This is a genomic window from Geodermatophilus sp. URMC 63 (genome assembly GCF_053502565.1).
The window spans coordinates 4,052,312-4,074,390 of sequence record NZ_CP199956.1; the positions used below are offsets into that span (position 1 = coordinate 4,052,312).

General features: G+C 73.8%; 22 protein-coding genes. 3 read left to right on the top strand and 19 right to left on the bottom strand.

Translation table 11 applies throughout. The features are described from left to right. Positions 1 to 15: 15 nt before the first annotated feature. Complete coding sequence (locus ACWIZO_RS19750; RefSeq protein WP_448639342.1) at positions 16 to 213, top strand: hypothetical protein; 198 nt, start codon at positions 16 to 18, stop codon at positions 211 to 213. Here ACWIZO_RS19750 and ACWIZO_RS19755 read toward each other — a convergent pair. The 4 genes from ACWIZO_RS19755 to ACWIZO_RS19770 form a co-directional block, all read right to left on the bottom strand. Then, on the bottom strand, positions 207 to 1,043 hold the full coding sequence (locus ACWIZO_RS19755; protein WP_448639343.1) for an enoyl-CoA hydratase-related protein: 837 nt from the start codon (positions 1,041 to 1,043) through the stop codon (positions 207 to 209). The two genes, ACWIZO_RS19750 and ACWIZO_RS19755, sit on opposite strands and share 7 nt — an antisense overlap. Further along, positions 1,040 to 1,750, bottom strand: a complete 711-nt coding sequence (locus ACWIZO_RS19760) for a hypothetical protein (RefSeq protein WP_448639344.1) — start codon at positions 1,748 to 1,750, stop codon at positions 1,040 to 1,042. Before ACWIZO_RS19760 ends, ACWIZO_RS19755 begins: the two co-directional genes overlap by 4 nt. A gap of 143 nt (positions 1,751 to 1,893) precedes the next feature. Continuing rightward, entirely contained in the window at positions 1,894 to 2,661 is a 768-nt protein-coding gene (locus ACWIZO_RS19765; RefSeq protein ID WP_448639345.1) for an SDR family NAD(P)-dependent oxidoreductase, read from the bottom strand. Then, on the bottom strand, positions 2,658 to 3,437 hold the full coding sequence (locus ACWIZO_RS19770) for a crotonase/enoyl-CoA hydratase family protein (protein WP_448639346.1): 780 nt from the start codon (positions 3,435 to 3,437) through the stop codon (positions 2,658 to 2,660). The genes ACWIZO_RS19765 and ACWIZO_RS19770 overlap by 4 nt, the downstream gene beginning before the upstream one ends. A 337-nt stretch (positions 3,438 to 3,774) precedes the next feature. Between ACWIZO_RS19770 and ACWIZO_RS19775 the strand changes: the two genes are divergently transcribed. Then, positions 3,775 to 4,182: an IS630 transposase-related protein gene (locus ACWIZO_RS19775; RefSeq protein ID WP_448639347.1), complete on the top strand. Its 408-nt coding sequence runs from the start codon at positions 3,775 to 3,777 to the stop codon at positions 4,180 to 4,182. Continuing rightward, a complete protein-coding gene (locus ACWIZO_RS19780; RefSeq protein WP_448642975.1) occupies positions 4,179 to 4,772 on the top strand; it encodes an IS630 family transposase in 594 nt (197 codons plus the stop codon). The genes ACWIZO_RS19775 and ACWIZO_RS19780 overlap by 4 nt, the downstream gene beginning before the upstream one ends. Before the next feature lie 132 nt (positions 4,773 to 4,904). On the opposite strand, the gene ACWIZO_RS19785 is transcribed toward ACWIZO_RS19780, so the two are convergent. The 15 genes from ACWIZO_RS19785 to ACWIZO_RS19855 form a co-directional block, all read right to left on the bottom strand. Then, entirely contained in the window at positions 4,905 to 5,900 is a 996-nt protein-coding gene (locus ACWIZO_RS19785; RefSeq protein ID WP_448639348.1) for a fumarylacetoacetate hydrolase family protein, read from the bottom strand. Between the two features lie 10 nt (positions 5,901 to 5,910). Next, a complete protein-coding gene (locus ACWIZO_RS19790; RefSeq protein ID WP_448639349.1) occupies positions 5,911 to 6,921 on the bottom strand; it encodes a cyclase family protein in 1,011 nt (336 codons plus the stop codon). Between the two features lie 112 nt (positions 6,922 to 7,033). After that, a complete protein-coding gene (locus tag ACWIZO_RS19795; RefSeq protein WP_448639350.1) occupies positions 7,034 to 8,245 on the bottom strand; it encodes an FAD-dependent oxidoreductase in 1,212 nt (403 codons plus the stop codon). Positions 8,246 to 8,265: 20 nt separating this feature from the next. Next, positions 8,266 to 9,396, bottom strand: coding sequence for an FAD-dependent monooxygenase (locus ACWIZO_RS19800; protein ID WP_448639351.1), 1,131 nt, complete (start codon positions 9,394 to 9,396; stop codon positions 8,266 to 8,268). 175 nt (positions 9,397 to 9,571) lie between these two features. Further along, positions 9,572 to 10,903 carry an aminomethyl transferase family protein gene (locus tag ACWIZO_RS19805; protein WP_448639352.1) on the bottom strand — a complete coding sequence of 444 codons (1,332 nt, stop codon included), beginning with the start codon at positions 10,901 to 10,903 and terminating at the stop codon, positions 9,572 to 9,574. Beyond that, positions 10,900 to 11,883 carry a quinone oxidoreductase family protein gene (locus ACWIZO_RS19810; RefSeq protein WP_448639353.1) on the bottom strand — a complete coding sequence of 328 codons (984 nt, stop codon included), beginning with the start codon at positions 11,881 to 11,883 and terminating at the stop codon, positions 10,900 to 10,902. The genes ACWIZO_RS19805 and ACWIZO_RS19810 overlap by 4 nt, the downstream gene beginning before the upstream one ends. Beyond that, a complete protein-coding gene (locus ACWIZO_RS19815) occupies positions 11,883 to 13,061 on the bottom strand; it encodes an FAD-dependent monooxygenase (RefSeq protein ID WP_448639354.1) in 1,179 nt (392 codons plus the stop codon). The genes ACWIZO_RS19810 and ACWIZO_RS19815 overlap by 1 nt, the downstream gene beginning before the upstream one ends. Positions 13,062 to 13,759: 698 nt before the next feature. Then, complete coding sequence (gene purU, locus ACWIZO_RS19820) at positions 13,760 to 14,674, bottom strand: formyltetrahydrofolate deformylase (protein WP_448639355.1); 915 nt, start codon at positions 14,672 to 14,674, stop codon at positions 13,760 to 13,762. 46 nt (positions 14,675 to 14,720) lie between these two features. After that, positions 14,721 to 15,584 (bottom strand): methylenetetrahydrofolate reductase, encoded by an 864-nt coding sequence (locus ACWIZO_RS19825; protein WP_448639356.1) that lies wholly within the window; start codon positions 15,582 to 15,584, stop codon positions 14,721 to 14,723. A gap of 146 nt (positions 15,585 to 15,730) precedes the next feature. Then, positions 15,731 to 16,660 (bottom strand): VOC family protein, encoded by a 930-nt coding sequence (locus tag ACWIZO_RS19830; RefSeq protein WP_448639357.1) that lies wholly within the window; start codon positions 16,658 to 16,660, stop codon positions 15,731 to 15,733. A 129-nt stretch (positions 16,661 to 16,789) separates the two neighbouring features. Beyond that, positions 16,790 to 17,725 (bottom strand): PDR/VanB family oxidoreductase, encoded by a 936-nt coding sequence (locus ACWIZO_RS19835; protein WP_448639358.1) that lies wholly within the window; start codon positions 17,723 to 17,725, stop codon positions 16,790 to 16,792. After that, positions 17,722 to 18,696, bottom strand: a complete 975-nt coding sequence (locus tag ACWIZO_RS19840) for a fumarylacetoacetate hydrolase family protein (protein ID WP_448639359.1) — start codon at positions 18,694 to 18,696, stop codon at positions 17,722 to 17,724. Before ACWIZO_RS19840 ends, ACWIZO_RS19835 begins: the two co-directional genes overlap by 4 nt. After that, positions 18,693 to 19,982: a phosphopyruvate hydratase gene (gene eno, locus ACWIZO_RS19845; protein WP_448639360.1), complete on the bottom strand. Its 1,290-nt coding sequence runs from the start codon at positions 19,980 to 19,982 to the stop codon at positions 18,693 to 18,695. Before eno ends, ACWIZO_RS19840 begins: the two co-directional genes overlap by 4 nt. Continuing rightward, positions 19,979 to 20,971 carry a phosphotransferase family protein gene (locus ACWIZO_RS19850; RefSeq protein WP_448639361.1) on the bottom strand — a complete coding sequence of 331 codons (993 nt, stop codon included), beginning with the start codon at positions 20,969 to 20,971 and terminating at the stop codon, positions 19,979 to 19,981. The genes eno and ACWIZO_RS19850 overlap by 4 nt, the downstream gene beginning before the upstream one ends. Beyond that, positions 20,968 to 21,969 (bottom strand): C-terminal binding protein, encoded by a 1,002-nt coding sequence (locus ACWIZO_RS19855; RefSeq protein ID WP_448639362.1) that lies wholly within the window; start codon positions 21,967 to 21,969, stop codon positions 20,968 to 20,970. Before ACWIZO_RS19855 ends, ACWIZO_RS19850 begins: the two co-directional genes overlap by 4 nt. Between the last annotated feature and the right edge of the window lie 110 nt (positions 21,970 to 22,079).

A 22,079-nucleotide genomic window follows, 5' to 3' on the forward strand; every position in this document is an offset into this window, starting at 1 on the left:
GTGCACCGTGACGCCGTGCGGGTCCCCGAGACCGACCTCGCGGAGATCGCCCGCGGCCACGGGTCCACGGCCGTTCCCGTCCGAGAGCCTGGGGACCTGGCCGCGGTGGGGGAGTGGCTCGCCGGCCTCCGGGCCACCCCGCTGCTCGTCGACGCGGAGGTGCCCGGGGACCTGCCGTCGTGGTGGCTGGAGGAGGCGTTCCGCGGTCACTGACCGCCGGTTCCGCCTCCTCCGGCGCCGGTGCCGAAGACCGGCTCCCGCTTCTCGACGAAGGCGCGCGCGGCCTCCGCGTGGTCGGCGGTGGCGAACGTCGCGAGGTGGTGGGTCACCTCGACGTCCATGTACTCGTCGAGCGGGGCGGTGAGCGCCAGCGCGACGTTCTCCTTCATCGACGCCAGCGCCGCGCGCGGCCCGTGCGCCAGCCGGCGCGCCACCGCGAGCGCCTCGCCCTCGAGGGCCTCCGGCGGCAGCACGGCGTTGACCAGGCCCAGCCGCAGGGCCTCTTCGGCCGACAGCCGCGGCGAGAGGTACAGCAGCTCTCGGGCGCGGGCCGGACCCACGAGGCGCACGAGGAACCACGCGCTGCCGTAGTCGCCGGCGAGCGCGACCCGGGCGAACGCCGTGGTCAGCACGGCAGTGGACGCCGCATAGCGCAGGTCGCAGGCCAGCGCGAGCGACAGACCCGCCCCCGCGGTGGCGCCGGGCAGCACCGCCACGGTCGGCTTGGTCATCCGCCACAGGCGTCCGCTGGTGGCGCGCTGGTTCGCGCGCTGCACCCGCTCCGCCGACGCGCCGGGCGCGCCGGGGGAGCGCTCGGCGAAGCCCTTGACGTCGCCGCCCGCGCAGAACGCCCCGCCCGCCCCGGTCAGCACCACGGCACCCACCGCGTCGTCCGCCTCCACCTGCGCGAGCGTCGCGCCGAGGGCGGAGAGCATCGGCGCGGACAGCGCGTTCCGGCGCTCCGGGCGGTTGAGCGTGAGCACGGCGACGCCGTCCTCGACGCGGGCGAGCAGGTGGTCGGTGCCGGTCTCGATGTCGGTCACGTCTCATCCTCCAGCGGGACGATCTCGACGCGCACGCCGCCGACGTCGGCCACGGAAGGCCGTGCGCCCGGCAGCGCCACCCGTGCCGCGGTCACGGCGGCGACGTCGCCCGCGCCGGCGACGAAGGTCAGGTGCTGGCGGCCGCCGTCCAGCCGCAGCCCGCCGTCGACCACCGGGACGTCCAGCAGCGTGGCCCAGCGACGGACCACCTCCCCCGGGTCGGGGACGGCGACGGTGACCCCGCGCAGCCCACCAGCGCAGGCCGGGCTGCGACCGGTCCACGCCGGACCCGCCCACCGCCACGACCCGGCGGGGTCGACGGCGTCGAGGGCGAGGAGCACGCCGCCGGTGTCCCGCGGGTGCAGGTGCACGTCGACGACGTCGGGCAGTTCGACGCGGTGCACCTCGCGCACGGCCAGCGCCGCGAGGCGACCGGGCGCGGTGAGCGCCGGCGGCCCGTCGACCACGAGCATGTAGCCGCCGTCGCCGCCGTTGCGCGCGAGCCACTGGCCGGCCGCCGTGCCGGGAGCCGAGGGCGACACCACCTCGACGAAGTCGCAGCCCGCGGCGAGGACGGCGTTGGTCAGGCCGAAGCGCCCGACGTCGGGGTCGTGGTGCGGTGCGGCGCCGCCGAGGAGTTCCCGCAGCGCCCGCTCCACCGGTGCCGGCTGCTGCGCGGCGAGCACGAGCTGGCGCAGGCGGGGCACCCGACCAGTCCAGCACGCGGGGCGACGACGTGCCGACCCGCGGCGGCGTCAGGCCACGAGCGGCGCCGTCCGGCCCGCGCTGCGGGGGTCCTCGGGGTGCCGGCCCGGTCCAGCGGGTCGGCCTGCTCCCACCCCCGTGTCCGTCAGAAGACCGCGTAGCCGCCGTCGACGAGGACCGTGGTGCCGGTCTGGTAGCTCGACGCGTCGGCGGCGAGGTAGACGGCGACGCCGCCGAACTCCTCGGGCCGGCCCCAGCGGCCCATCGGCACGCGGGAGATGACCCGGTCGGTGAAGACCTGGGAGGACTGGGCGGCGCTGGTCATGTCGGTCGCGGTCCAGCCGGGCAGGACGCCGTTGACGCGGATGCCGTGCCGGGCCAGCTCGACGGCGGTGGAGCGCACGAACGCGGTCAGGCCGGCCTTGCTCGCCCCGTACGCGTGGTTGCGGGCGGTGCCGCTGATCGCGGCCAGGCTGGCCACCGCGATGACCGACCCGCCGGTGCCCTGCTCGACGAGCACCCGGGCGGTCTCGCGGAGCGTCCAGAAGGCGCCGTCGAGGTTGGTGGCCATCACGGTCCGGTAGTCGGCCGCCGTGGTGTCGACCAGCGGTGTGAGCGGCACGCCGAGCCCGGCGTTGACCACGACGACGTCGAGGCCGCCGAGGAGCGCCACCGTCTCCCGCACGCCCTCGGCGACGGCCGCCTCGTCGGACACGTCGACCTGCTGGGCGTGCGCCACGGCGCCGGCGGCGGTGAGCTCCTCGGCCGCGGCGCGCACCTTCTCGGCCCGCCGTCCCCACAGCGCCAGCGACGCCCCGTGGCCTGCGAGCGCCCGGGCCATGGCCAGCCCGATGCCGGACCCGCCGCCGGTCACCAGCGCGCGGCGGCCGGTCAGGTCGAACAGGGCGCTCACGACAGCCGCCGCCGGACGACCGCGGCCTGCTCCGGGGAGCCGATGAGCGCGCCGATCTCGTCCTGCTCGGCCTGCAGCCCCTCGGCCAGCGGCACCCGCCCGGCCAGCTCGATCAGCCGCTTCGTCGCCCGGGTGGCGCTGCGGCTGTGCCCGGCGATCTGCGCGGCCAGGGCGAGCGCCGCGGCCCGCGGGTCGGCCGCCTCGCGGGTGGCCAGGCCCAGCCGCACCGCCTCGCTTCCGCTGACCCTGCGCCCGGTGAGCGCCAGCTCCTTGGCCACGTCGCGGCCGACCAGCTCGGGCAGCAGCTGGGTACCGCACATGTCGGGCACCAGGCCCCACTGGACCTCCATCACCGACAGCTGCGCGTCGGGCGCGACCAGCCGGATGTCGGCGCCGAGCGCGATCTGCAGGCCGCCGCCGAAGGCGAACCCGTGCACCGCGGCGATCACCGGGGCGGGCACCAGCGACCACACGTGCACGGCCTGCTGGCCCAGCGCGCGGGCCGCGCCGAGCGGCTCCCGGGGGACGACGACCCGGGTGCCCTCGGCCATCGCGGCGAACGAGCCGAGGTCCAGCCCGGCGCAGAACGCCCGGCCGGCGCCGGTGAGCACGACCGCGCCGACGTCGTCGCGGTCGACGAGCGAGGTACCGACGGCGACCAGCGCCTCGAACATCGCCGGATCCAGGGCGTTGAGCTTCTCCGGCCGGTCCAGCCGGACGGTCGCCACGCCGTCGGCAACCTCGAGCGCCACCCGGCGCGAGACGTCGTAGTCCACCCGCCCTGTCTAGGGTCCGGCTGACACGGGTGTCAACGACGCGACGACCGGGCCGACCGCTCCGCAGCCCTTCTCGACGGTCGACCGGAGTGGGCGCCGTCCCCCAGCGGCCGTCCCGGTGGGGGAGGGTGCGCTCTGCGGCTCCGTGGACGTGATCGGCACGCAGCGGGCCGGTCGGAGCGGACGAGATCGTCGGAGGTGCTGGCGCTCGCGGCACCCAGCCGTCGCGGAGCACGTCCGCGCCTGTCGTCCCGATGACCGTGCGCGTGCCGACGTCCGCTCACAGCGGTGTGCTGATTGCTTGACGGTGCACGGGTAACGGGGTAGCCCAATCGGCATGCGGGCGTACTCGACGGATCTGCGTGAGCGCGTGGTGGCCGCCGTCGATGGCGGCATGACGTCTGAACGGGCTGCGACGGTGTTCAGGATGTCGGTGCGGACCGTGGAGCGGTATCTGCAACGCCGACGGGCCACCGGCAGCCTGGCGCCGACCCAGCAGCGGCACGGACCGGCGCCGGCGAAGAAGACCCGGCTGCAGGCCTGGCTGCCGGCCCGGCTGCAGCAGGCCGCAGATGCCACCTTGGCCGAGCATGCCGCCGCCTTCACCGCCGAGGTCGGCGGTGAGGTGTCCCTGGCGACGATGTCGCGGGCGATTGCCGACCTGCCCGCTGACGATCCGGCGCAGGCAGTGACCCCCTCGGGGCGCCGGCGGCGGCCGGGCCGGCCGCTGACGTCAAAAGTCTGAGCGCCACCGAGCGCGACGAGACCGCGCGCACCCGGTGGCGCACCGAACTGGCCGCCACCGACCCGGCCGAGCTGGTGTTCGTCGATGAGTGCGGCACCCACACGTCGATGACCCGCCGCAGGGCCCGGGCGCCCCGCGGCGCCCGGGCGGTCGGGGCGGTGCCGCGCAACCGCGGGCCGGTGACCACGCTGATCGCTGGGCTGTCGTGGGCCGGGATGACGGCGGCGATGACGGTGGAGGGCGGCACCGACACCGCGGTGTTCGCCACCTACCTGCAGCACTTCCTGCTGCCCGCGCTGCACCCCGGGCAGGTCGTGGTGGTGGACAACGTCGGGGCGCACAAGCCCGACCGGATCCGCGCGCTGGTCGAGGCCGCCGGCTGCCGGCTGGTGTTCCTGCCCGCCTACTCACCGGACCTGTCCCCGGTCGAGGAGGCGTTCAGCAAACTGAAGACCCTCATCCGGGCGGCCGCCGCGCGCACCCGGGCGGCGCTGGACGCCGCCATCGCCGTCGCGCTGGCCGCGGTCACCGCCACCGACGCCGCCGGCTGGTTCGTCCACGCCGGCTACCTCACCTCCCAAGCCGCCTGAAAACCGCTGTCAGGATCCGCACGGCGGGACTGCATTGACCGCCTGCCCACGCGCTCGGTCGCATCGGATACGTGCTCTTGGCTGGACCGGACCACGCCCCGTCAGCGGGATCTCCTCGCACCGGCTGCGGTCCTACCGCGTCGGCCGATCCGTCATTCGGTGCTGCCTGTTCCGCGGCCGAGGCCGCGCGGCGCGCACCGGCGGCAGCTCGACCCCCTCGACGACGCGGTTGCGGATCGTGCCGATGCCCTCGACGGTCATCTCCACGACGTCGCCGGGGCGCAGCGGGGGAGGGGAGAGCTCGCCGCGGCGGCCCCACAGCTCGCCCAGGCAGCCGCCGTTGCCGCAGGTGCCCGAGCCGAGCACGTCGCCGGCGCGGACCTCCGTGCCGCGGGAGGCGTAGGCGACGAGCTCCTCGAACGGCCAGCCCATGTTGGACAGCAGGTCCTGGCCGATCTCGGTGCCGTTGACCGACACCCGCATGTCCAGCTGCAGGAAGCCCTCGTCGTCGCGGTACGGCTCGAGCTCGTCGGCGGTGACCAGCCAGGGCCCGAGCGTCGTCGCCGAGTCCTTGCCCTTGGCCGGGCCGAGCCGGACCGCCATCTCGCGGAACTGCAGGTCGCGGGCCGACCAGTCGTTGAGCACCGTGTAGCCGAACACGTGCTCGCGGGCCTGCTCCGGCGTGAGCGAGGCGCCGTCGCGCCCGACGACGACCGCGACCTCCAGCTCGAAGTCGAACCGCTGCGAGCCCGGGGGCACCGCGACGTCGTCGTGCGCGCCGACGAGCGCGTAGGGGTTGGTGAAGTAGAACGTCGGCGCCTGGTACCACTCCGGCGCGACCGGCTCGCCGCTCGGCGCGACCATGCCCTCGACGTGCTCCTCGAAGGCGACGAAGTCGCGCACGGTCGGGGCCTGCACCGGCGGCAGCAGGCGGACGGAGTCCAGCGGCACGACCGGCTCCCGCAGCGCCGCCGTCCCCGCCTCGAGTGCCGCGGGCAGGCCCGCGCGCACGAGGTCGAGGACCGTGGTCCCCTCCGGCAGGGCGTGCAGGCCCGCGGTGCCGTCGGGGAGGTCGGACACCACGCCGGCGGAGACGGCCCCGCCGGCGGACCAGGTGGCGAACCGCATCAGCTCGGCCTCACTTGACGGCGATCGGGTTGACCGGGGCACCGACGGCGCCGGTCACGGGCAGCGGGGCGGCGGTGAGGAAGAACTCCCACGTGCCGTCGGCGGCGCAGTCTGCAGCGAGGGCGTCGAGGTCCCACAGCTCGCCGAGGAACAGGCCGATGTGCGGGATGGCGACCTGGTGCAGCGGCTGGAAGGCCACGTCGAACTCGTTGGGCCGCACCTCGAAGCCCCACGTGTCGGTGGCGATGCCGGCGATCTCGGTGGCGTGCAGCCAGTCGGTGCTGGTGAAGGACAGACCGGGTGCGGGACCGCCGGCGTAGTCGCCCCAGCCGGTGCCGGCGGCCACGGAGCGGCGCGCGCGGGTGAGCTGGCCGGTGCGCACCAGCAGCAGGTCGCCGCGGCCGACGCGGGCGGTGGCGCCCTGGATGGCGATGGTGGCCTCGAGGTGCTCCGAGGTGATGGCGAACCCGTCGGGCAGCTCTCCGTCGTCCCCCAGCGCCCGACCGATGTCGAGCAGCACGCCGCGGCCGGCGATCCGGTCGGCGACGGTCTCGATGCCGGTGACGGCGTCGCCGAGGCTGGTGACGACGTCGCCCGCGCGGCGGCCGTTCCAGGCGTCGCCGTGGTCGAAGATGTGCCCCAGGCCGTCCCACTGGGTGGAGGCCTGCAGCGGCATCGCGATGACGTCGTCGGCGCCGCCGATGCCGTGCGGGAAGCCCTGCACGCCGCGCTCGGCGTCGGTGCCGGTGTCGAGCATCGTGTGCACCGGGTTGGTGCGCCGCCGCCAGCCCTTCTGCGGGCCGTCGGCGTCGAAGCGCTGCGACAGCGAAAATGCCGCACCCCGCCGGATGAGCCGCCCACCCTCGGCGCGCTTGGCGTCGTCGAGGAAGTTGAGCGTGCCGAGGACGTCATCGGCGCCCCAACGGCCCCAGTTCGAGCAGCGCTTTGCGGCCGCCGTGATCGCCCCCTCGGGATCGGAGCGGTCCAGCTCGGCGGGGTCGGTCCAGGTGCGATCGGGCATGTGCAGGATCTCCTCGGGGTTCGCGGGTCGGCAGCCGGCCGACCGGGGGGACGACCACGGCATACCCCGGCCGCCGCAGTCGTCGTGCGGCGGCCGGGATCCCGGGCGTCGGTCAGTCGGTGATGAGCGCCAGCTGCTTGTTGATCTCCCTCGGGTTCGTGTCCCCGACGATCTTCTGCAGAAAGGGCGTGTGGTCGAACACGAAGTCGCGGATCGGCTGCAGCAGCCGGGGCGCATGGTGGAACCGCTGCCCGTTCTCCCAGGCCATCTTCACCTGGAAGTTGACGTGCGGCTTGCGCGGCTCCTCGTAGCTCTGCAGGGCCTGCCGCACGGCCGCGAGGTCGGTGAGCTCCACGCCCCGGAGGGCACGACCGATGAAGTAGCCGTCCTCGATGGACATCCCGGCGCCGTACGCCGCGTAGGGGGAGGTGGCGTGGGCCGCGTCGCCGGCCAGCGTGATGCGCCCCTTCGACCACTGGTCGAGGTAGCCGCGGTCCCGGAGCACCCAGCGCTGCACGTCCTCCGGCGCGGTGCGGTCCATGAGCTGCGGCAGCGGGTACGGGAAGGGTGCACCGAGCTCCTTGGCCCGGGCCAGCAGGTCTGCCGGCGCCGGCGCCTCGGGATCGGTGGCCTCGAGCACCCACCACTGGTACCCGTCGCGGCCCTTGTACCGGATGGAGGTCCAGCTGCCCTGCACCTCGCGGCCGTGGCCGATCACGCACATGCCGGTCTCGCCGCCGATGTCGTCGGCGAAGGTGAACCCGGCGATGGCGTGCAGGCGGTGCTCCCGGATCGGGGTGTCGCCCCACAGCGTGCTCCGGACCAGTGAGTGGATGCCGTCGGCGCCGACGAGCAGGTCCGCCTCGTGCGTGGTCCCGTCGGCGAAGTGGAGCGTGACCGCGCGGTCGTCCTGCTCGATCCGCTCGACGAGCTGGTTGGTGCGCAGCACGCCCGGGGGGAGCGCCGCCAGCATGCGCTCGTAGAGCTCGGGCCGGAGCAGCCCGATGAAACCACCGCCCCGTCCGTACTGCGCCTCGACCTCGGGGTCGCTCTTGACGTGGGCGCGGACCTTCCCCTTGATGTTGCGGAACTGCGAGTGGCACGGGGCCCCGAGGTCCTGGGTGTCCACGCGCATCGTCCGCAGTGCCTTGACCGGCGGCGGCCACAGGTTGAGCACGTTCCCGGCGGGACGTGCCTCGGGGTGCCGCTCGAAGACCACCACGTCGTGGCCGGCCCGGTGCACGGACAGCGCCGTCGCCATCCCGGCGGGGCCGCCGCCGAGGACGGCGACGCGCCCCCGCGGACCTGGAGCGCTCGATGACATCGTCGTCCTCTCGTTCGGGATCAGGCTGGGGTGCCGACGGCGGCCGCGACGCGACGGGTGACGCCGGGGACGTCGCCCTGCACGTGGTCGAGGTTCCACTGCGCCATCTGCATGGACGCCTCGACGACGGTCCTCACCCGGTCGAAGCGACGGGCGGTGAACGCGTCCCACAGGCTCGCGTCGACCGACTCCCGGCTGGTGAGCAGCTCGGCCAGCACGACGGCGTCCTCGAAGCCCATGGCCGCCCCCTGGGCGATGGTCGGCGGGCAGGTGTGCACGGCGTCCCCGATGAGGACGACGCGGCCCCGGTTCCACGGGGCGTCGAGCAGGTGGTGCTCGAACCACGTGTAGTTGAGGTCCGCCGGATCGGTGAACGAGTCCCGCACCTCGTCCCAGGGGCCGTGGTAGGGGCGGCTGAGCTCCAGGAAGTCCGCGAGCCGCTCCTCGGGCGTCTGGGTCGTCCGGTCCCGGGCCGGTTCCACGAGCGACCAGTAGGCCGTCGACTCCGAGGTGGGACACACGAGGGCCATGTACGAGGGGCCGCCGAAGATCGCGTGGAACTCGGTGATGTCCGCCGGCTTCGGCCCGAACATCCGGAAGGCGCCCATGCCCACCGACCGGGTCTCCAGCGGGATCTCGAGCATCCGCCGCGTCCACGACCGCAGTCCGTCGGCGCCGACGACGACGTCGTAGCGACCGGAGGAGCCGTCCGAGAACGTCACGTCGACACCGTCGTCGTCCTGGTCGAGCGACTCGATCGTCGTGGAGAACCGGCTCTTGACCCCCGCCCGCTCGGCGCGGTCCATGAGGATGCGGGCCAAGCGGGGCCGGTACATGCCCATGGTCGCCGGCAGGTCGGGGCCGCCGAAGGGGATGTCGTCGACGCGGGCGACGATCGTCGCCGCCGGGTCGGGCACGCGGATGACGAGCTGGGAGAACGGGAAGCCGTGCTCCAGGCACTCGTCGAGGACGCCGAGCTGCCGGAGGACGCGCAACGCGTTGCCCTGCAGGGTGATGCCCGAGCCGAGAGCGCTCACCTCGGGGCGGATCTCGACCAGGTCGACGGCGACCCCGGCGTCGGCGAGCAGGACCGCGGCAGTGGCCCCGGCGGGGCCGCCACCGACGACCAGGACGGTGTTCACGGCAGGCACGGCGGACTCCTTCGTCCAGGCGCTGAGCCCGGTCAGGGCTGGTAGGGGGACGGCCTCGTCGGACCGGGGGCGGGGGTGCTGGCGCCAGGACTGCTGCCGTTCGCCGGTGCGGAGTCCGGTCGCAGGGGCGTTGGTCGGGGCCCGTCGCTTCCTCGACGGGCCCCGACCGTCCGGCTCAGGACTTCCGGTACTGCGTTCGGGCGTAGTCGTCGTACGGCGCCGGCTGCACGGTCGCCCTGATCCGCGAGGAGCCGAGATCCGCGTCGGGAGCCGTTCCGGGCCCGGGGTGCTCGCCCCAGACCAGTTCGACCTGGGTGCCGGGTTCGGCGTGCTCGCGGTCGATGACGGCGATGGAGTGGATGGCGCCCGCAGGGTCGATGTACGTGGCGTACTCGGACAGACCGATGAGCCGGGCGTCCTTCTCCACGCGGTCCTTGGTGTAGCTCAGGAAGAAGTCCCGCTCCGGCCCGAACGCGGCCGCGACGTCGTCCGCGTCCCAGACCAGGGTGACCTTCTGGCGGTGCACCTGGTCCTTCGCTGCGGCGAGGGCGTCCTTGCCGATGAAGTCGTGGTTGAACGAGACCGAGCGGCCGTATCCGAGCTCGTAGGGAGAGTGGTAGTAGTCCTCGATGTCGTCGGAGTAGAAGCTGCCCCGCAGGGCGCCCTGCCCCTCGTAGGAGAACAGGCTGGTGAAGCTGCGGAATCCAGCCGTGCTCTCCGAGGTGTAGATGGCCGGCACCGGGGTGGCCAGCCAACCGCCCACGACGCCGGCGGTGTAGTAGGCCAGCCCCCCGACCTGGACGAGGCCGAACTGCTCACCTGCTGCCAGCACCGCTTCGCGGACCGGCGCGTAGTCCTCCCAGGCCCCGAAGAACTCGAAACCGGGCTGGCCGGTCATGCCGTGCCGGAGCGCTCGGAACGTCCTGCCCGCCAGCGTGACCTCGGCGGAGTGGAAGAACTTCACCGCGGGCATCGGCCCGCCGAACACGGACTCCAGGAAGGCCATCGCCTTGGCGCCCTGGATCTGGAACCGGAAGAGGACCGGGTCGGCGCCGCCGCGGAACGCGGAGTCGGGGTCGACGGTCAGCGTGACGTCGTATCCCCCTCGCTCCGCCTCGTGCTGCACCCAGGTGCCCGCGGTGCCGATGCCGGCGAGGTTGAACCGGTCCTCGGCGAGGCGGGTCAGGATGCCGTCCTGGACGAGCAGGCCCTCCTCGTTCACCACGATGAACTGCTTCGCCTGACCGATGGCGTAGTTCTCGAAGCTGTTCGCCCCGACCCTGGAGAGGAGGCGCAACGCGTCCGGGCCCTCCACGAACAGGTCGGCCATGTGGTGGGAGAGCTCGAGGTAGGCGACGCCGTCGTACCAGGCGCGCTGCTCCTCGCGCCAGCCGGCGATCTCCGGAGGCACGACCGGCACGGTGACCGGCGGCGTACCCGGCTTCCACAGCAGCTTCACCGGGCTACCGGCCTGGTCGATACCGCTCTGCAGGGAAGGCAGGTTCATGTCGTCCTCTGTTCGTGGGGTCGGGTTGACGGGGCGGCGATCCGGTCGATCGCGAGCTTGCCGAGAGCCCCCGTCCGGAGCGCTTCGAAGGCCGCAGGGACCTCGTCGAAGGGGAAGGTCGCGGTGATGGGCGCGTGCAGTCGACCGGTGCCGACCAGGTCGGCGATGGTGCGCAGCGCTTCCTGGTCGACAGCGGCCCGCACGTTCGTCGCCACGACGCCGGGCAGGCGGTCGGCGTCGGCGGCGTGTCCGGTGCAGGCGACCCGGCCGCCGGGAGCGAGCACCCGGGTGGCGAGGGCGGTGAACGCGTCCTGGTCGCGGTTGACCAGATCGATCACCGCGGCGACTCCGGCGGGGTGCAGCGAGCGGACCAGCTCGGCGAGTTCCCCGGTCGACCAGTCCACGACGTCGGTGGCACCCGTCTTCCGGACGTGCTTCTCCTCCTCGCCCGGCCGGGCGGTGGCCACCACCGTCGCTCCGCGGGCCACCAGCATCTGCACGGCGTAGCTGCCGATGCCTCCAGTGGCACCGTTGACCAGGACGACCTCATCGGTGCTGGGAGCGACAGCCTCCACGCAGCGCAGTGCGGTGAGCGCGGCCAGCCCGAGCGCCCCGGCGGCTGCATCGTCCACGCCGTCGGGGACGGGCGCGATCCAGTCGCGCGGGATGGCGACCAGTTCGCCGAACGAGCCGCGCGCCGCCACGAGCTCGCGGACCAGGCCGAAGACCCGCTGGCCAGGAGTGAGGTCGTCGACGTTCTTGCCGAGGGCCTCCACCGTGCCGGCGAGGTCGCTGCCGAGCACGACCGGGTAGTGGTAGGTCATGTAGCGGGCGGCGCCGCCGCTGGCGACCATCGCGTCGTGCGGGTTGACCGAGGACGCGGTCACCCGCACCAGGACCTCGTCGTCGGCCGGCTGGGGAACGGCGACGTCGGCGAAGACCGGGGAGGCCCCGTCGGCCGGGAGCATGTAGGCGCGCATCAATAGGCCTCCTGCGCGATGCGGGCCTGCGCGCCGGGGATGCCGAGCGCCAGGAGGTCGGCCTCCGCGGGCGTCAGGTCGGCGCCGCCGGTCTCCTGCTTGAGCAGTGCCAACGACATGTCGGCGACGAACAGCGCGCGGTCCCGCCTGCGCTCGTACCAGGCCGACAAGGCCCGGTCCAGGGTCGGATGCTCCTCGAGGGCGGCGGCGAGGGTGACGGCGTCCTCCACCGCCATGGCCGCGCCCTGCGCGAGGTGCGGGGGAGCGGTGTGCGCAGCGTCGCCGGCGATCGCGAGCCGGCCGCGGAACCACGGCTCCCGCACGGTCACGTGGTACAGCGGGGCGTAGCTGACGTAGTTGTCCTCGGTGATGCTGTCGCGCATGTCGCCGATCCGGCCGGAGAAGCCCTGCATGCGCTCCCGGGCGAGGCGGATGAAGTCGGCGGGGTCGAACCGGGGGTTGTCGGGCTCGGGGGTGACGAGCCCGAAGTACATCTGTTCGGCGCTGATCGGGGTGAGCACCGCCTTGGCCGGACCGTTGATGGCGAACGCGATGTGGGTGAGGTCGGCCGGGCGGGGCATCGTGATCCGCCAGCACGCGGACCCGGTGAACTCGGGTGTGTACCGGTCGCCGAAGAGGTGCTCGCGGATCTTGGAGTTGACGCCGTCGAAGCCGACGACCAGGTCGTAGCGGTTGCTGCCCGCGCCGTGGTCGCGGACCGGTGGGGTGCGCTTGCCGGTCCAGGTGGCCAGTTCGACCTCCACCCCGTCGGCGTCCTCGGTCAGGTTCCACACCGTGGAGCCGGTGCGGATCCGGGCGCCCGCCTTCTCGGCGGCCTCCCGCAGGATGGCGTTGTAGACCGGACGGCTGATCGCGTTGTTCGACGGCTTGCCGTACCGACCCTCTGCCGGCGGGATGGTCGCCACCTCGACACCGGCGGGGTTCCAGATCGCCAGTGGTTCGAAGGGGAAGCCGACCTCCAGACAGGCGTCCCGGACCCCGATCTCGTCCAGGGCGGCGAGGGCGTTGTTCGGCTGGCTGAGTCCGACGCCGAGAACGGCCTCCGGACCCGAGGCCTCCAGGACGTCGACCTCGATGCCGCGCTGGCCGAGCGCGGCGGCCAGTGCGAGGCCGCCGACGCCGGCGCCCTGGATCAGGACCCTGCGGACCGCGGTCATCGAAGCCTCCGTGGTTCTGCGTGTTGGCCGGTGCGAGCGATCATGAGACGTCCCATCGGGTGGTGGGCGGGCGTGGGGAGCGCGACGGCGAGGTGACCCGCTCGGTTCGACCGGGGCCGAGCGGTGCGATCCGGGTCACAGGGCACGGTATGAAGACCTCGGGCGGGGCGGAAATGCGGTGTTGATATTGCTCCGATCCATCCGGTGCATGGCGCGCGTCACACGACCGGGTGCCGGTCGGCGGCAGGAGGGTGCGCGGACGTCCGGTGCGCTCCGACGGGACGCGGCGAGGAACCCCGTCGGCCGCCGGCGGTCGCGGAGCCAGGCCGGCCGGCGCCTCCGTCCTCACGGGATCGGGTCGGCGCCCCCGGCACGGGGGTCAGGGCACCGGCGACGGCGTCGGCGTCGCCGCGCAGACCGCTCGCACCTCGGCGGCTGCCGACCCACCTCACCACCGGCGCTGGGCCAGAGGACATCCGGGCCGATGAGACAGGGGCGCCTGCAGCGACGACGAGCACATCGGCGCACCGGCACTGCTCGTCGAGGTGCCGGGTGGGTGCGCGGCAACGGCCGGGCCATGAGCTCCGCCGACGGGAGTGCATCTGCCGACGACGGTCCTGACGCCCTCGGCCGACTCGTCCCGGACGAGTCGGGCGACGGCCGACCCGTCGACCGAGCGGGCAGTCGACGGGGGTGTCTCAGAAGACGATCGTCGTGTTGCCGTGGCGAGCGACGCGGTCCTCGCAGTGCCAGCGCACGGCGCGCGAGAGCACGGCCCGCTCGACGTCCGCGCCCAGACGGACGAGATCGGCGGCGCTGTGACGGTGGTCGACCCGGACCACGTCCTGTTCGATGATCGGGCCCTCGTCGAGGTCTTCGGTGACGTAGTGCGCGGTCGCGCCGATCAGCTTCACGCCGCGGTCCTTCGCCTTCTGGTACGGCCCGGCACCGATGAACGCCGGCAGGAAGGAGTGGTGGATGTTGATCAGCGGGCAGCCGACGCCGGTCAGGAAGTCGGGGCTGATGATCTGCATGTAGCGGGCCAGCACGACGAGGTCGACGTTGTCCCGCAGCAGGTCGAGGATCCGGCTCTCGGCCTCCGCCCGGTTGTCCTTGGTGGCCGGGATGTGGAAGTACGGCACGCCGAACGGGCGCACCTGGTCGGCGAGGTCGGGGTGGTTGGAGATCACCATGACCACGCTCATGTCGAGCTCACCACGGCGGTTGCGCCAGAGCAGGTCGAGGACGCAGTGGTCGGTCGTGGACACCATGATCGCCACTCGCTTGGGCTTGGCGGCCTCGCTGAAGCGGAAGTCCATGCCGAATCGTGCGGCCACCTCTGCTGCGAAGGCCCGCTCGAGCTGATCGCGCACGGCGGGCAGCCCGGGCAGGTGGAACTCGGTGCGCTGGAAGAACGCCCCGCCCCCCTCGTCGACGGCGTGTTGCGCCAGGGAGACGATGTTCGCTCCCGCACCGGTGAGGAACGTGCTGACCGCCGAGACGATGCCGGGCTGGTCGGAGCACTGGATCAGCAGCCGGCCCTGGTCGGCGTCATGTGCGCCGGCGGGGGTGCTTCGCGGTAGGGGCGTGGCGGTGGTCGACAGCGCGGTCATGACTTCTCCGGTCGGGAGCGGGGACGGCGGACCAGGACGGAGGGACTCAACGGAGCGCCTGCAGCGTCCGACGGCGCCAGGCTTCGGTCGGCTCGAGGTCGTTGAAGGTGAAGACGTGGAAGCCCTCGATGGCGTTGTCCGGCTTCCCGATGTGCGGGGCCAGGCCCTTGATGATCTTGTCCGGGCTGTAGCCGCCGGGGAGGAAGAAGCGCCAGAGCAGGTTCTGCTGCTTCTTGAGGAACTTCGCCGACTCCCCGATGCCCAGCCCGCCGGAGACCCGCAGGAGCTTCTGGCGGTGGACCGCGCCGGGGACGCCCACGTGCACCGGCAGGTCGATCCCGCGGCTGCGCAGCTCGCGGGCCCACCGGAGGATGGCCGCCGGGTCGAAGACGATCTGCGTCACGATGTGGGTCGCCAGCGGCGCCTTGTCCACCAGCGCCTGGAACATGACCTCCGTCGACGCGGTGGGGTGCCCCTCGGGGTGCCCGCCGATGCCGATGTCGGTGAAGCCGTGGTCGAGCTCGTGCAGGGCGACCAGCAGGTCGTGCGCGTGCCGGAACCCCGTGGGCTCCTCCGTCGGGTCCCCGCCGACCACGAAGACGTCGGTGATGCCGGCCTCCCGGCAGCGCGCGACGACGTCGGCGAGGTGGGAGCGGTCGCGGACCTGGCGCGCCGACAGGTGGGGGGCCACCGAGTAGCCGTGCGCGGCGAGCGCGACGGCGAGGTCCACGGTCGCGTCCTGGCCCTTGGCGGGGGAGGCCGTCACGGTCAGGCGGACGTCCTTGGGGACGTGCGCGAGGACCGCCTGCTCCGTCTTCTTGAACGGGATCACCTCGTAGCCGAGGCCGGTGAACGCCTGCCGCAGCGAGGCCTGCGTCGTGGCGTCACGGTGCGTCAGGGCGCGGTCCACAGGGTCCTCCGGGCGATCGGGATGGCGGGCCCGGGATGGCGGTCTCCCTCGACGGGGAGTGGCCGGGGGGCGAGGGCGCCAAGGCATGCCACGCCAGCGCGTCGTCCGCCCGCCGATCAATGATCAGCGGGCGGACGGTCGCGGCGTCAGGGCTGGTAGGGGTGGACGGCCTCGTTGGGCTGGAAGCGGAAGTGGTGGCCCCACAGTTCCTGCCGCTTGCCGTTGCGGAAGTTGAGGTTGTTGGGGGAGCGCTTGTCCATCTCGTCGATGTAGGCGCCGCCCCAGCCGTACTCGATCATGAAGCCGCCGGCGGTGTGGACGTAGTAGGAGATGACCTGGTCGCCGATGTGCCGGCCGAAGGTCATCTGCAGGTCCGGGTTGGTGTCCCCGCCGAGGACGTCGTAGTAGGAGTAGCCGACGTCGTCGAGCTCCTTGGACTCCAGGTAGACGTGGTGCAGGCCCAGGGAGTTCGGCATCTCGAGGAACGCGACGCTGTGGTGGCGCGGGTTGACCCGCAGGAACCACATCTCGCCGAGGGGCTCGTTCATCTTGAGCACCTCGCTGGTGGTGAACCCCATGGCGTCGATGTAGAAGTCGACGGCCTTGCGCGCGTCGGGGACCACGAAGACGACGTGGCCGAGCCCCTGCTCCTGGGTGACGAAGCCGGCGTGCGGCCGCGGCGGGTGCCAGAAGTGGTAGTTGGACTCCTGGTAGCAGAAGAGCTCCTGCGGCAGGCCGAACGGGTCCTCGAACTGCACGAGGACGTCGACGCCGCGCTTCTCGGCCAGGGCCTTGTCGGCGTACCGCGGCTTGGCGCCGTTGTCCTCGAGGCGCTTGACCGCCGCGTCGAGGTCGCGGTGGTTGACGACCTCCCAGCCCGCGTAGAGGAAGCGGTGCTCGTCGCCGGGGTGCAGCGACAGCCGGTAGTCGGCGTCGTCGATCTTCAGCCGGACGGCGCCGTCCTCGCCGTCGGGGCCCAGCATGCAGCCCAGCACCTCCGGACCCCAGGTCCGGAACTCCTCGTGGCGGGGCGTCTGCACGCCCACGTAGCCCAGCTTCGCGATGTGGCCCTTCACGGTGGCCCTCCCGGTGAGAGTGGTGCGGCTCCTGTCACGTCGGACGCTAGGAACGGTGCGGACCGAGCGGAAATGCTGCGTTGCTATCTCTGCGATCCACCGGACGCATGACGCAGCTCACAGGTCGCGTCACAGGTCGAGGACGAGCCGATCGGCGGCCGCCCGGGACACGCAGGTGACGATCCGCCGGCCGGCGATCCGGTCCCCGGCCGTCAGGACGGAGTCCCGGTGCTCGACCGCGCCCTGCAGCACGGGGACGACGCACGCACCGCAGATGCCGGCGCCGCAGGAGACCGGGACGTCGGCGCCGGCCCCGTGCAGGGCGGTGAGCAGGTCGGTGCCCGGCTCCACCCGGATGCGCTCCCCGCGCCGGGCGAGGACCACCTCGTAGGGCCGGCCGGAGCCGGATGCTTGCGCCGGTGCGTCGAACCGCTGCCGGTGGACCGCGACGTCCGCGCCGGCCGCCTCCGTGACCGCGTCGACGAAGCGGCTGCTGCCGGCCGCGTACACGGCGGTGCCTCGCGGGAGGCCGTCGAGCGCCGCGAGCCCCTCGGCGTGCGTGCGCACGACCGACGCCGTCGGGCCGAGCCCCTCGACCTCCGCGCGCAGCGACAGCAGGCGGGAGGAGGTGTCGACGTGCACGAGCGACCACGGGTAGACGCGTGCCGCCCGGACCATGCGGGCCATCGGCAGCAGCGGCGCGATCCCGGCGCCCGAGCAGAGGAAGAGGTAGCGGCCGCCTCCTCCCAGGGCGAACAGGTGCCGGGGACCGCGGACGCGCACCGTGTCCCCGGCGCGCAGCGCGTCGTGCACGTGCGCCGAGGCCCCCGCTCCGGGCGAGCGGGCCACCAGGAGACGCCAGGACCGCTCGACGGGGTCCCCGGCGAGGGAGTAGGGCCGGGCGAGACCGGTCGGCACGACCAGGTCGACGTGCGCGCCCGGCGCCCAGCGCGGCAGCCGCCCACCGTCCGCGGCCTCCAGTCGGACCTCGACGATGCGGTCGGCCACCGGCCGGACGCCGGTGACGGTGCACTCCCGGCCGCGGTCGCCCGGGACGGGGGTCACCCCTCCTCGGCCACGCAGCGGTTGCGCTGGACGCCGAGGCCCTCGATGGCGGTCTCCATGACGTCGCCGGGCTGCAGCCACCGCTTCCAGTGCCCGCCGTTGCCGGCGGGGCTGCCGGTGAGCAGCAGGTCCCCGGGGAGCAGGACGGCGGCCGCGGAGACCGACGCGATCAGCGCGGGGACGTCGAAGAGCATGTTCGCCGGGACGTCGTCCTGCTTGCGCTCACCGCCGAGGTCGAAGGTGATGCGCAGCTGCCGGTGGTCGGGGACCTGATCGGCCGGGACGAGGAAGGGGCCGGTGGGCAGGAAGGTCGGACGGCTCTTGGCGCGCAGCCAGTCCCCGCCGAGCGCCTTGTGCTGGGGTGGGAACTGCAGGTCCCGGGCACTGATGTCGTTGCAGACGGTGAAGCCCGCGACGTGGTCCATCGCCCGCTCCCGCGGGACCTTGTGGGCGCGCCGGCCGATGACGACGGCCAGTTCGGCCTCCCAGTCGACCTGCGCGGCGTCGCGGGGGAGGACGACGTCGTCGTCCGGGCCGCAGATCGCGCTCGGCAGGGTCACGAAGACGAACGGGCTGCCGCTGCGCGCGGTCTCGTCCATCTCCTCGTCGGCGTGGCGCCGCAGCTCGTCCTCCGACCGCGGATCGTCGGGGCCGGCGCCGGAGACGATGATCTGCGCGACGTGCGAGCGGTAGTTCGCGCCCGCCTGGAACACCTGCCGGGGCTCCACGGGAGCCAGGGTCCGCAGGTCGGCGACCGGGATCCCGTCGGTCGGGCCGGCTTCCGCCGCGAGGGCACCGAGGCGCGGCGCGACCTCGGCCCACTGCTCGAGCAGCTCGAGGTAGGTCGCCGCTCCCTTCACCAGGCCGTCGTCCACCAGCCGGAGGACCCGGTCGCCCACGACGAGGCCGGGAAAGGGGCCGGTGCCGTCGTCGAAGCGGCCGAGGGCGTGTCCGTCGACGCGCCGGTTCACGAGAGCACCTGCAGAGCCGAGCGGCCGGCGTAGGCGATCCGGTCGCCCAGCTCGGCCTCGATGCGCAGCAGCCGGTTCCACTTGGCCGTCCGCTCCGAGCGCATCGTCGACCCGACCTTGATCTGGCCGGTGCGCCAGCCGACGGCGAGGTCGGCGAGCCAGTCGTCCTCGGTCTCACCGGACCGGGCCGACAGCACGGTGGCGTACCCGGCGGCGTGTGCCCGGCGCACGACCGACCGGGCGGTGTCGAGCGTGCCGATCTGGTTGGGCTTGACCAGCACGGCGTTGGCCACGCCCTCGTCGATGCCGCGCTGCAGCCGCTCCGGGTTCGTCACGAACAGGTCGTCCCCCAGCAGCTGCCGCCCGGCCAGCCGCTGCGTGCCGGTCCGCCAGCCGCTCCAGTCGTCCTCGGCCAGGGCGTCCTCCAGCGACACGATCGGATAGGCGTCGCACCAGGCGGCGAGCTCCTCGACGAGGCCGTCGGCGGCCAGCACGCGGTCCTCGGCGGCCAGCACGTACCGGCCGTCCTCCGCCACGAGCTGGGTCGCGGCGACGTCGATGGCGATGCCCACGTCGTCCCCGGGGCGCAGGCCCGCGCGCTCGATGCCGGCGACGAGGACGTCGAGCGCGGAGCGGTTGGTGGGCAGCAGCGGTCCGAGTCCGCCCTCGTCGGCGACCAGGGCGACCGGCAGTCCCCGGGAGGAGAGCTCCTCGGCCGATCCGGCGCGCACCCGCGCCGCCCACTCGATCGCCTCGGCGAAGGACGTCGCGCCGACCGGTACGGCGAGGAAGTCCTGCACGTCGATCGACCGGCCCGAGTGGGCGCCGCCGGAGATGACGTTGACCATCGGGAGGGGGAGGAGGGGGTCGGTGCCGTCGGCGACGGCGCGGTACAGGGGGAGTCCCTGCGCGGAGGCACCGGCCACGGCCGCGGCCACCGAGACGGCGAGGACGGCGTTGGCGCCGAGCCGGCCGAGGTCGACCGTGCCGTCGAGCGCCCGCAGGCCGGCGTCCAGCCCGGCCTGATCGGTCGCGTCGGTGCCGCGGACGGCGTCGGCGATCTCGCCGGTCACGTGGGCCACCGCGCGGCGCACGCCCTGGCCGCCGTACCGGTCGCCGCCGTCGCGCAGCTCGCGGGCCTCGTGGCGACCGGTCGAGGCTCCCGAGGGGACGGTGGCGCGGCCGGTGGCGCCGCCGTCGAGCCGGACCTCGCAGGCGACCGTGGGCTTGCCGCGGGAGTCCAGGGCCTCCCAGGCGAGCAGGCCGGTGATGGTGGTGTCGCTCATGCGAGCAGCTCCCAGGCGTCGGTGATCGTGTGCGGTGGGTCGGTGAGCAGCCGGCGGGCGAGGTCGCGCACGCGCGGGCGCTGGTCGTCGGTGAGGTAGTCGGCCGGGCTCTTGCCGTCGACGCGGGCGAGCAGCAGGCACCCGGTCTGCCGGACCAGCTGCCCGGGGTCGAGGCGGAGCGCCCCGTCGAGGGCGTCGTGGAGCGCGGCGAGGAACGCCCGGCCCGCGGCGGCGTAGCCGGCCGCCGAGGAGGGCCGGTGCACGGTCTTGAGGAGCAGGTGGCCGATCGTCCACGCCGGGTCGAAGGTGGGGTCGCCGACGTGCGCCACCTCCCAGTCGATCACCCACACAGCGGCGCCGTCCGGGGCGACGAGGACGTTCTTGGGCGTGTAGTCGCCGTGGACGAGGCAGGCCGCCGACGCCGCCATCTCCCGGATCGTCGTGTCGACGACGCCGGCCAGGTCGGGGTGGCGGGCGGCGACGGTCCGGTGGAAGGGGTCGATCCGCAGCTGCCCGAAGGCGGTTCGGTCCCCGAAGTCCCGCGCCACCGCGGCGTCGCCGGCGGTGGCCCGCTGCCACGCGCCGAGCACCCGGCCGAGCTGCGCGGCGACGCCGGCGTCGGCGTCGCCGGTCAGCAGCTGCCACTTCCAGGGAACCCAGCTGTCGGGGGCCCGCTCGATGACCAGGTAGCCGTCGGCGAGGTCGAACACTCGGGGGACGGCGGCCGGGGCGATCCGCCCCGCCAGCTGCAGGGCCCGGCCCTCGGTGTCGAGCCGGGCGGGGTCGGCCAGCCACTCCTCGGCCACCCGCAGCCGGCCGAGAGCCTGCTTGACCACGGCATCGAGGCCGGGTGCGGTGACCGCGACGACGTCGTTGGAGACCCCGCCGGCCAGCGGGCGCACCCGCACGCCGGCCGACGGGTCGACCAGCCCGCGGCGCACCAGGTGGGCCGTCAGCGCATCGGTGTCCGGGGTGGCGGCCGCGGTCACCGGGGCTCCAACGGGCCGCGCAGCACGGGGCTGGCGAGCACCTGGGGGTTGACCACCGTGGCGGGCACCCGTCCCTGCAGGACGTCGACGACGTTGGTGGCGGCGCGCATGGCCAGCTCGGCGAGGGAGCCGTCGGAGGAGAACGCCGTGTGCGGCGTGAGGACGACGTCGTCGCGGGTGCGCAGCGGGGAGTCGGCGGGCAGGGGCTCCGGGTCCGTGACGTCCAGCGCCGCGCCGGCGATCTCCCCGGCCTCCAGAGCGGCCAGCAGGGCGTCGCTGTCGACGAGCGGACCGCGGGCGGTGTTGACCAGCCACGCGGTCGGCTTCATCCGCGCGAGCTGCTCGGCGCCGATGAGGTGGTGTGTCCGCTCGGTGAGCGGCACGTGCAGCGAGACGGCGTCGGCCACGCCGAGCAGCTCCTCGAGCGAGTCGACGACGCGCACCCCGGGCACCGGGCGGCCCGACAGGTCGTAGGCGACCACGTCCAGCCCGAGTGCCTGGGCCCGGGAGGCCAGCGCGGAACCGATGACGCCGAGGCCGACCAGTCCCAGGACCTTGCCGCGCAGCCGGGTGCCGGCGCCGGGGACGGCCCGTCCCCATCCGCCCCGGGCGACATCCCGGTTCAGGGGCAGCAGCCGGCGGGCGAGGGCCAGGATGCCGAGCAGCGCCGAGTCGGCGACCTCGTCCACGCAGTACACGGGGACGTTGCTGACCACCATGCCGAGGTCGGTGGCGTGCGCGACGTCGATGTTGTCCACGCCGACGCCGTACCGCGCCACCGTCCGGCAGCGGGGAGCGGCGTCCAGCACCTCGGCGGTGACCTTGGCGAAGCAGGTGAGGATCGCATCGGCCTCCGCGGCCAGCCGCGCGAGCTCCGTCGGGTCCCCGGTCGGGGACAGGACCAGCTCGGCACCGGCCGCGGCCAGCACGCCGCGTTCCACGTCGGTCGTGGGCCATGCCACGTCGGTGACCAGTACCCGTGTGCGGGTGTCGGGCATCGCGCCTCCTCGTCGAGTCCTCCCGACGCTAGGGAGGACCTCCGTCGTCCGGAAATGCACAGCGTGGTTGGCTGCGATCCACCGTCGTGATGGCCGTCACGACCGCGCAG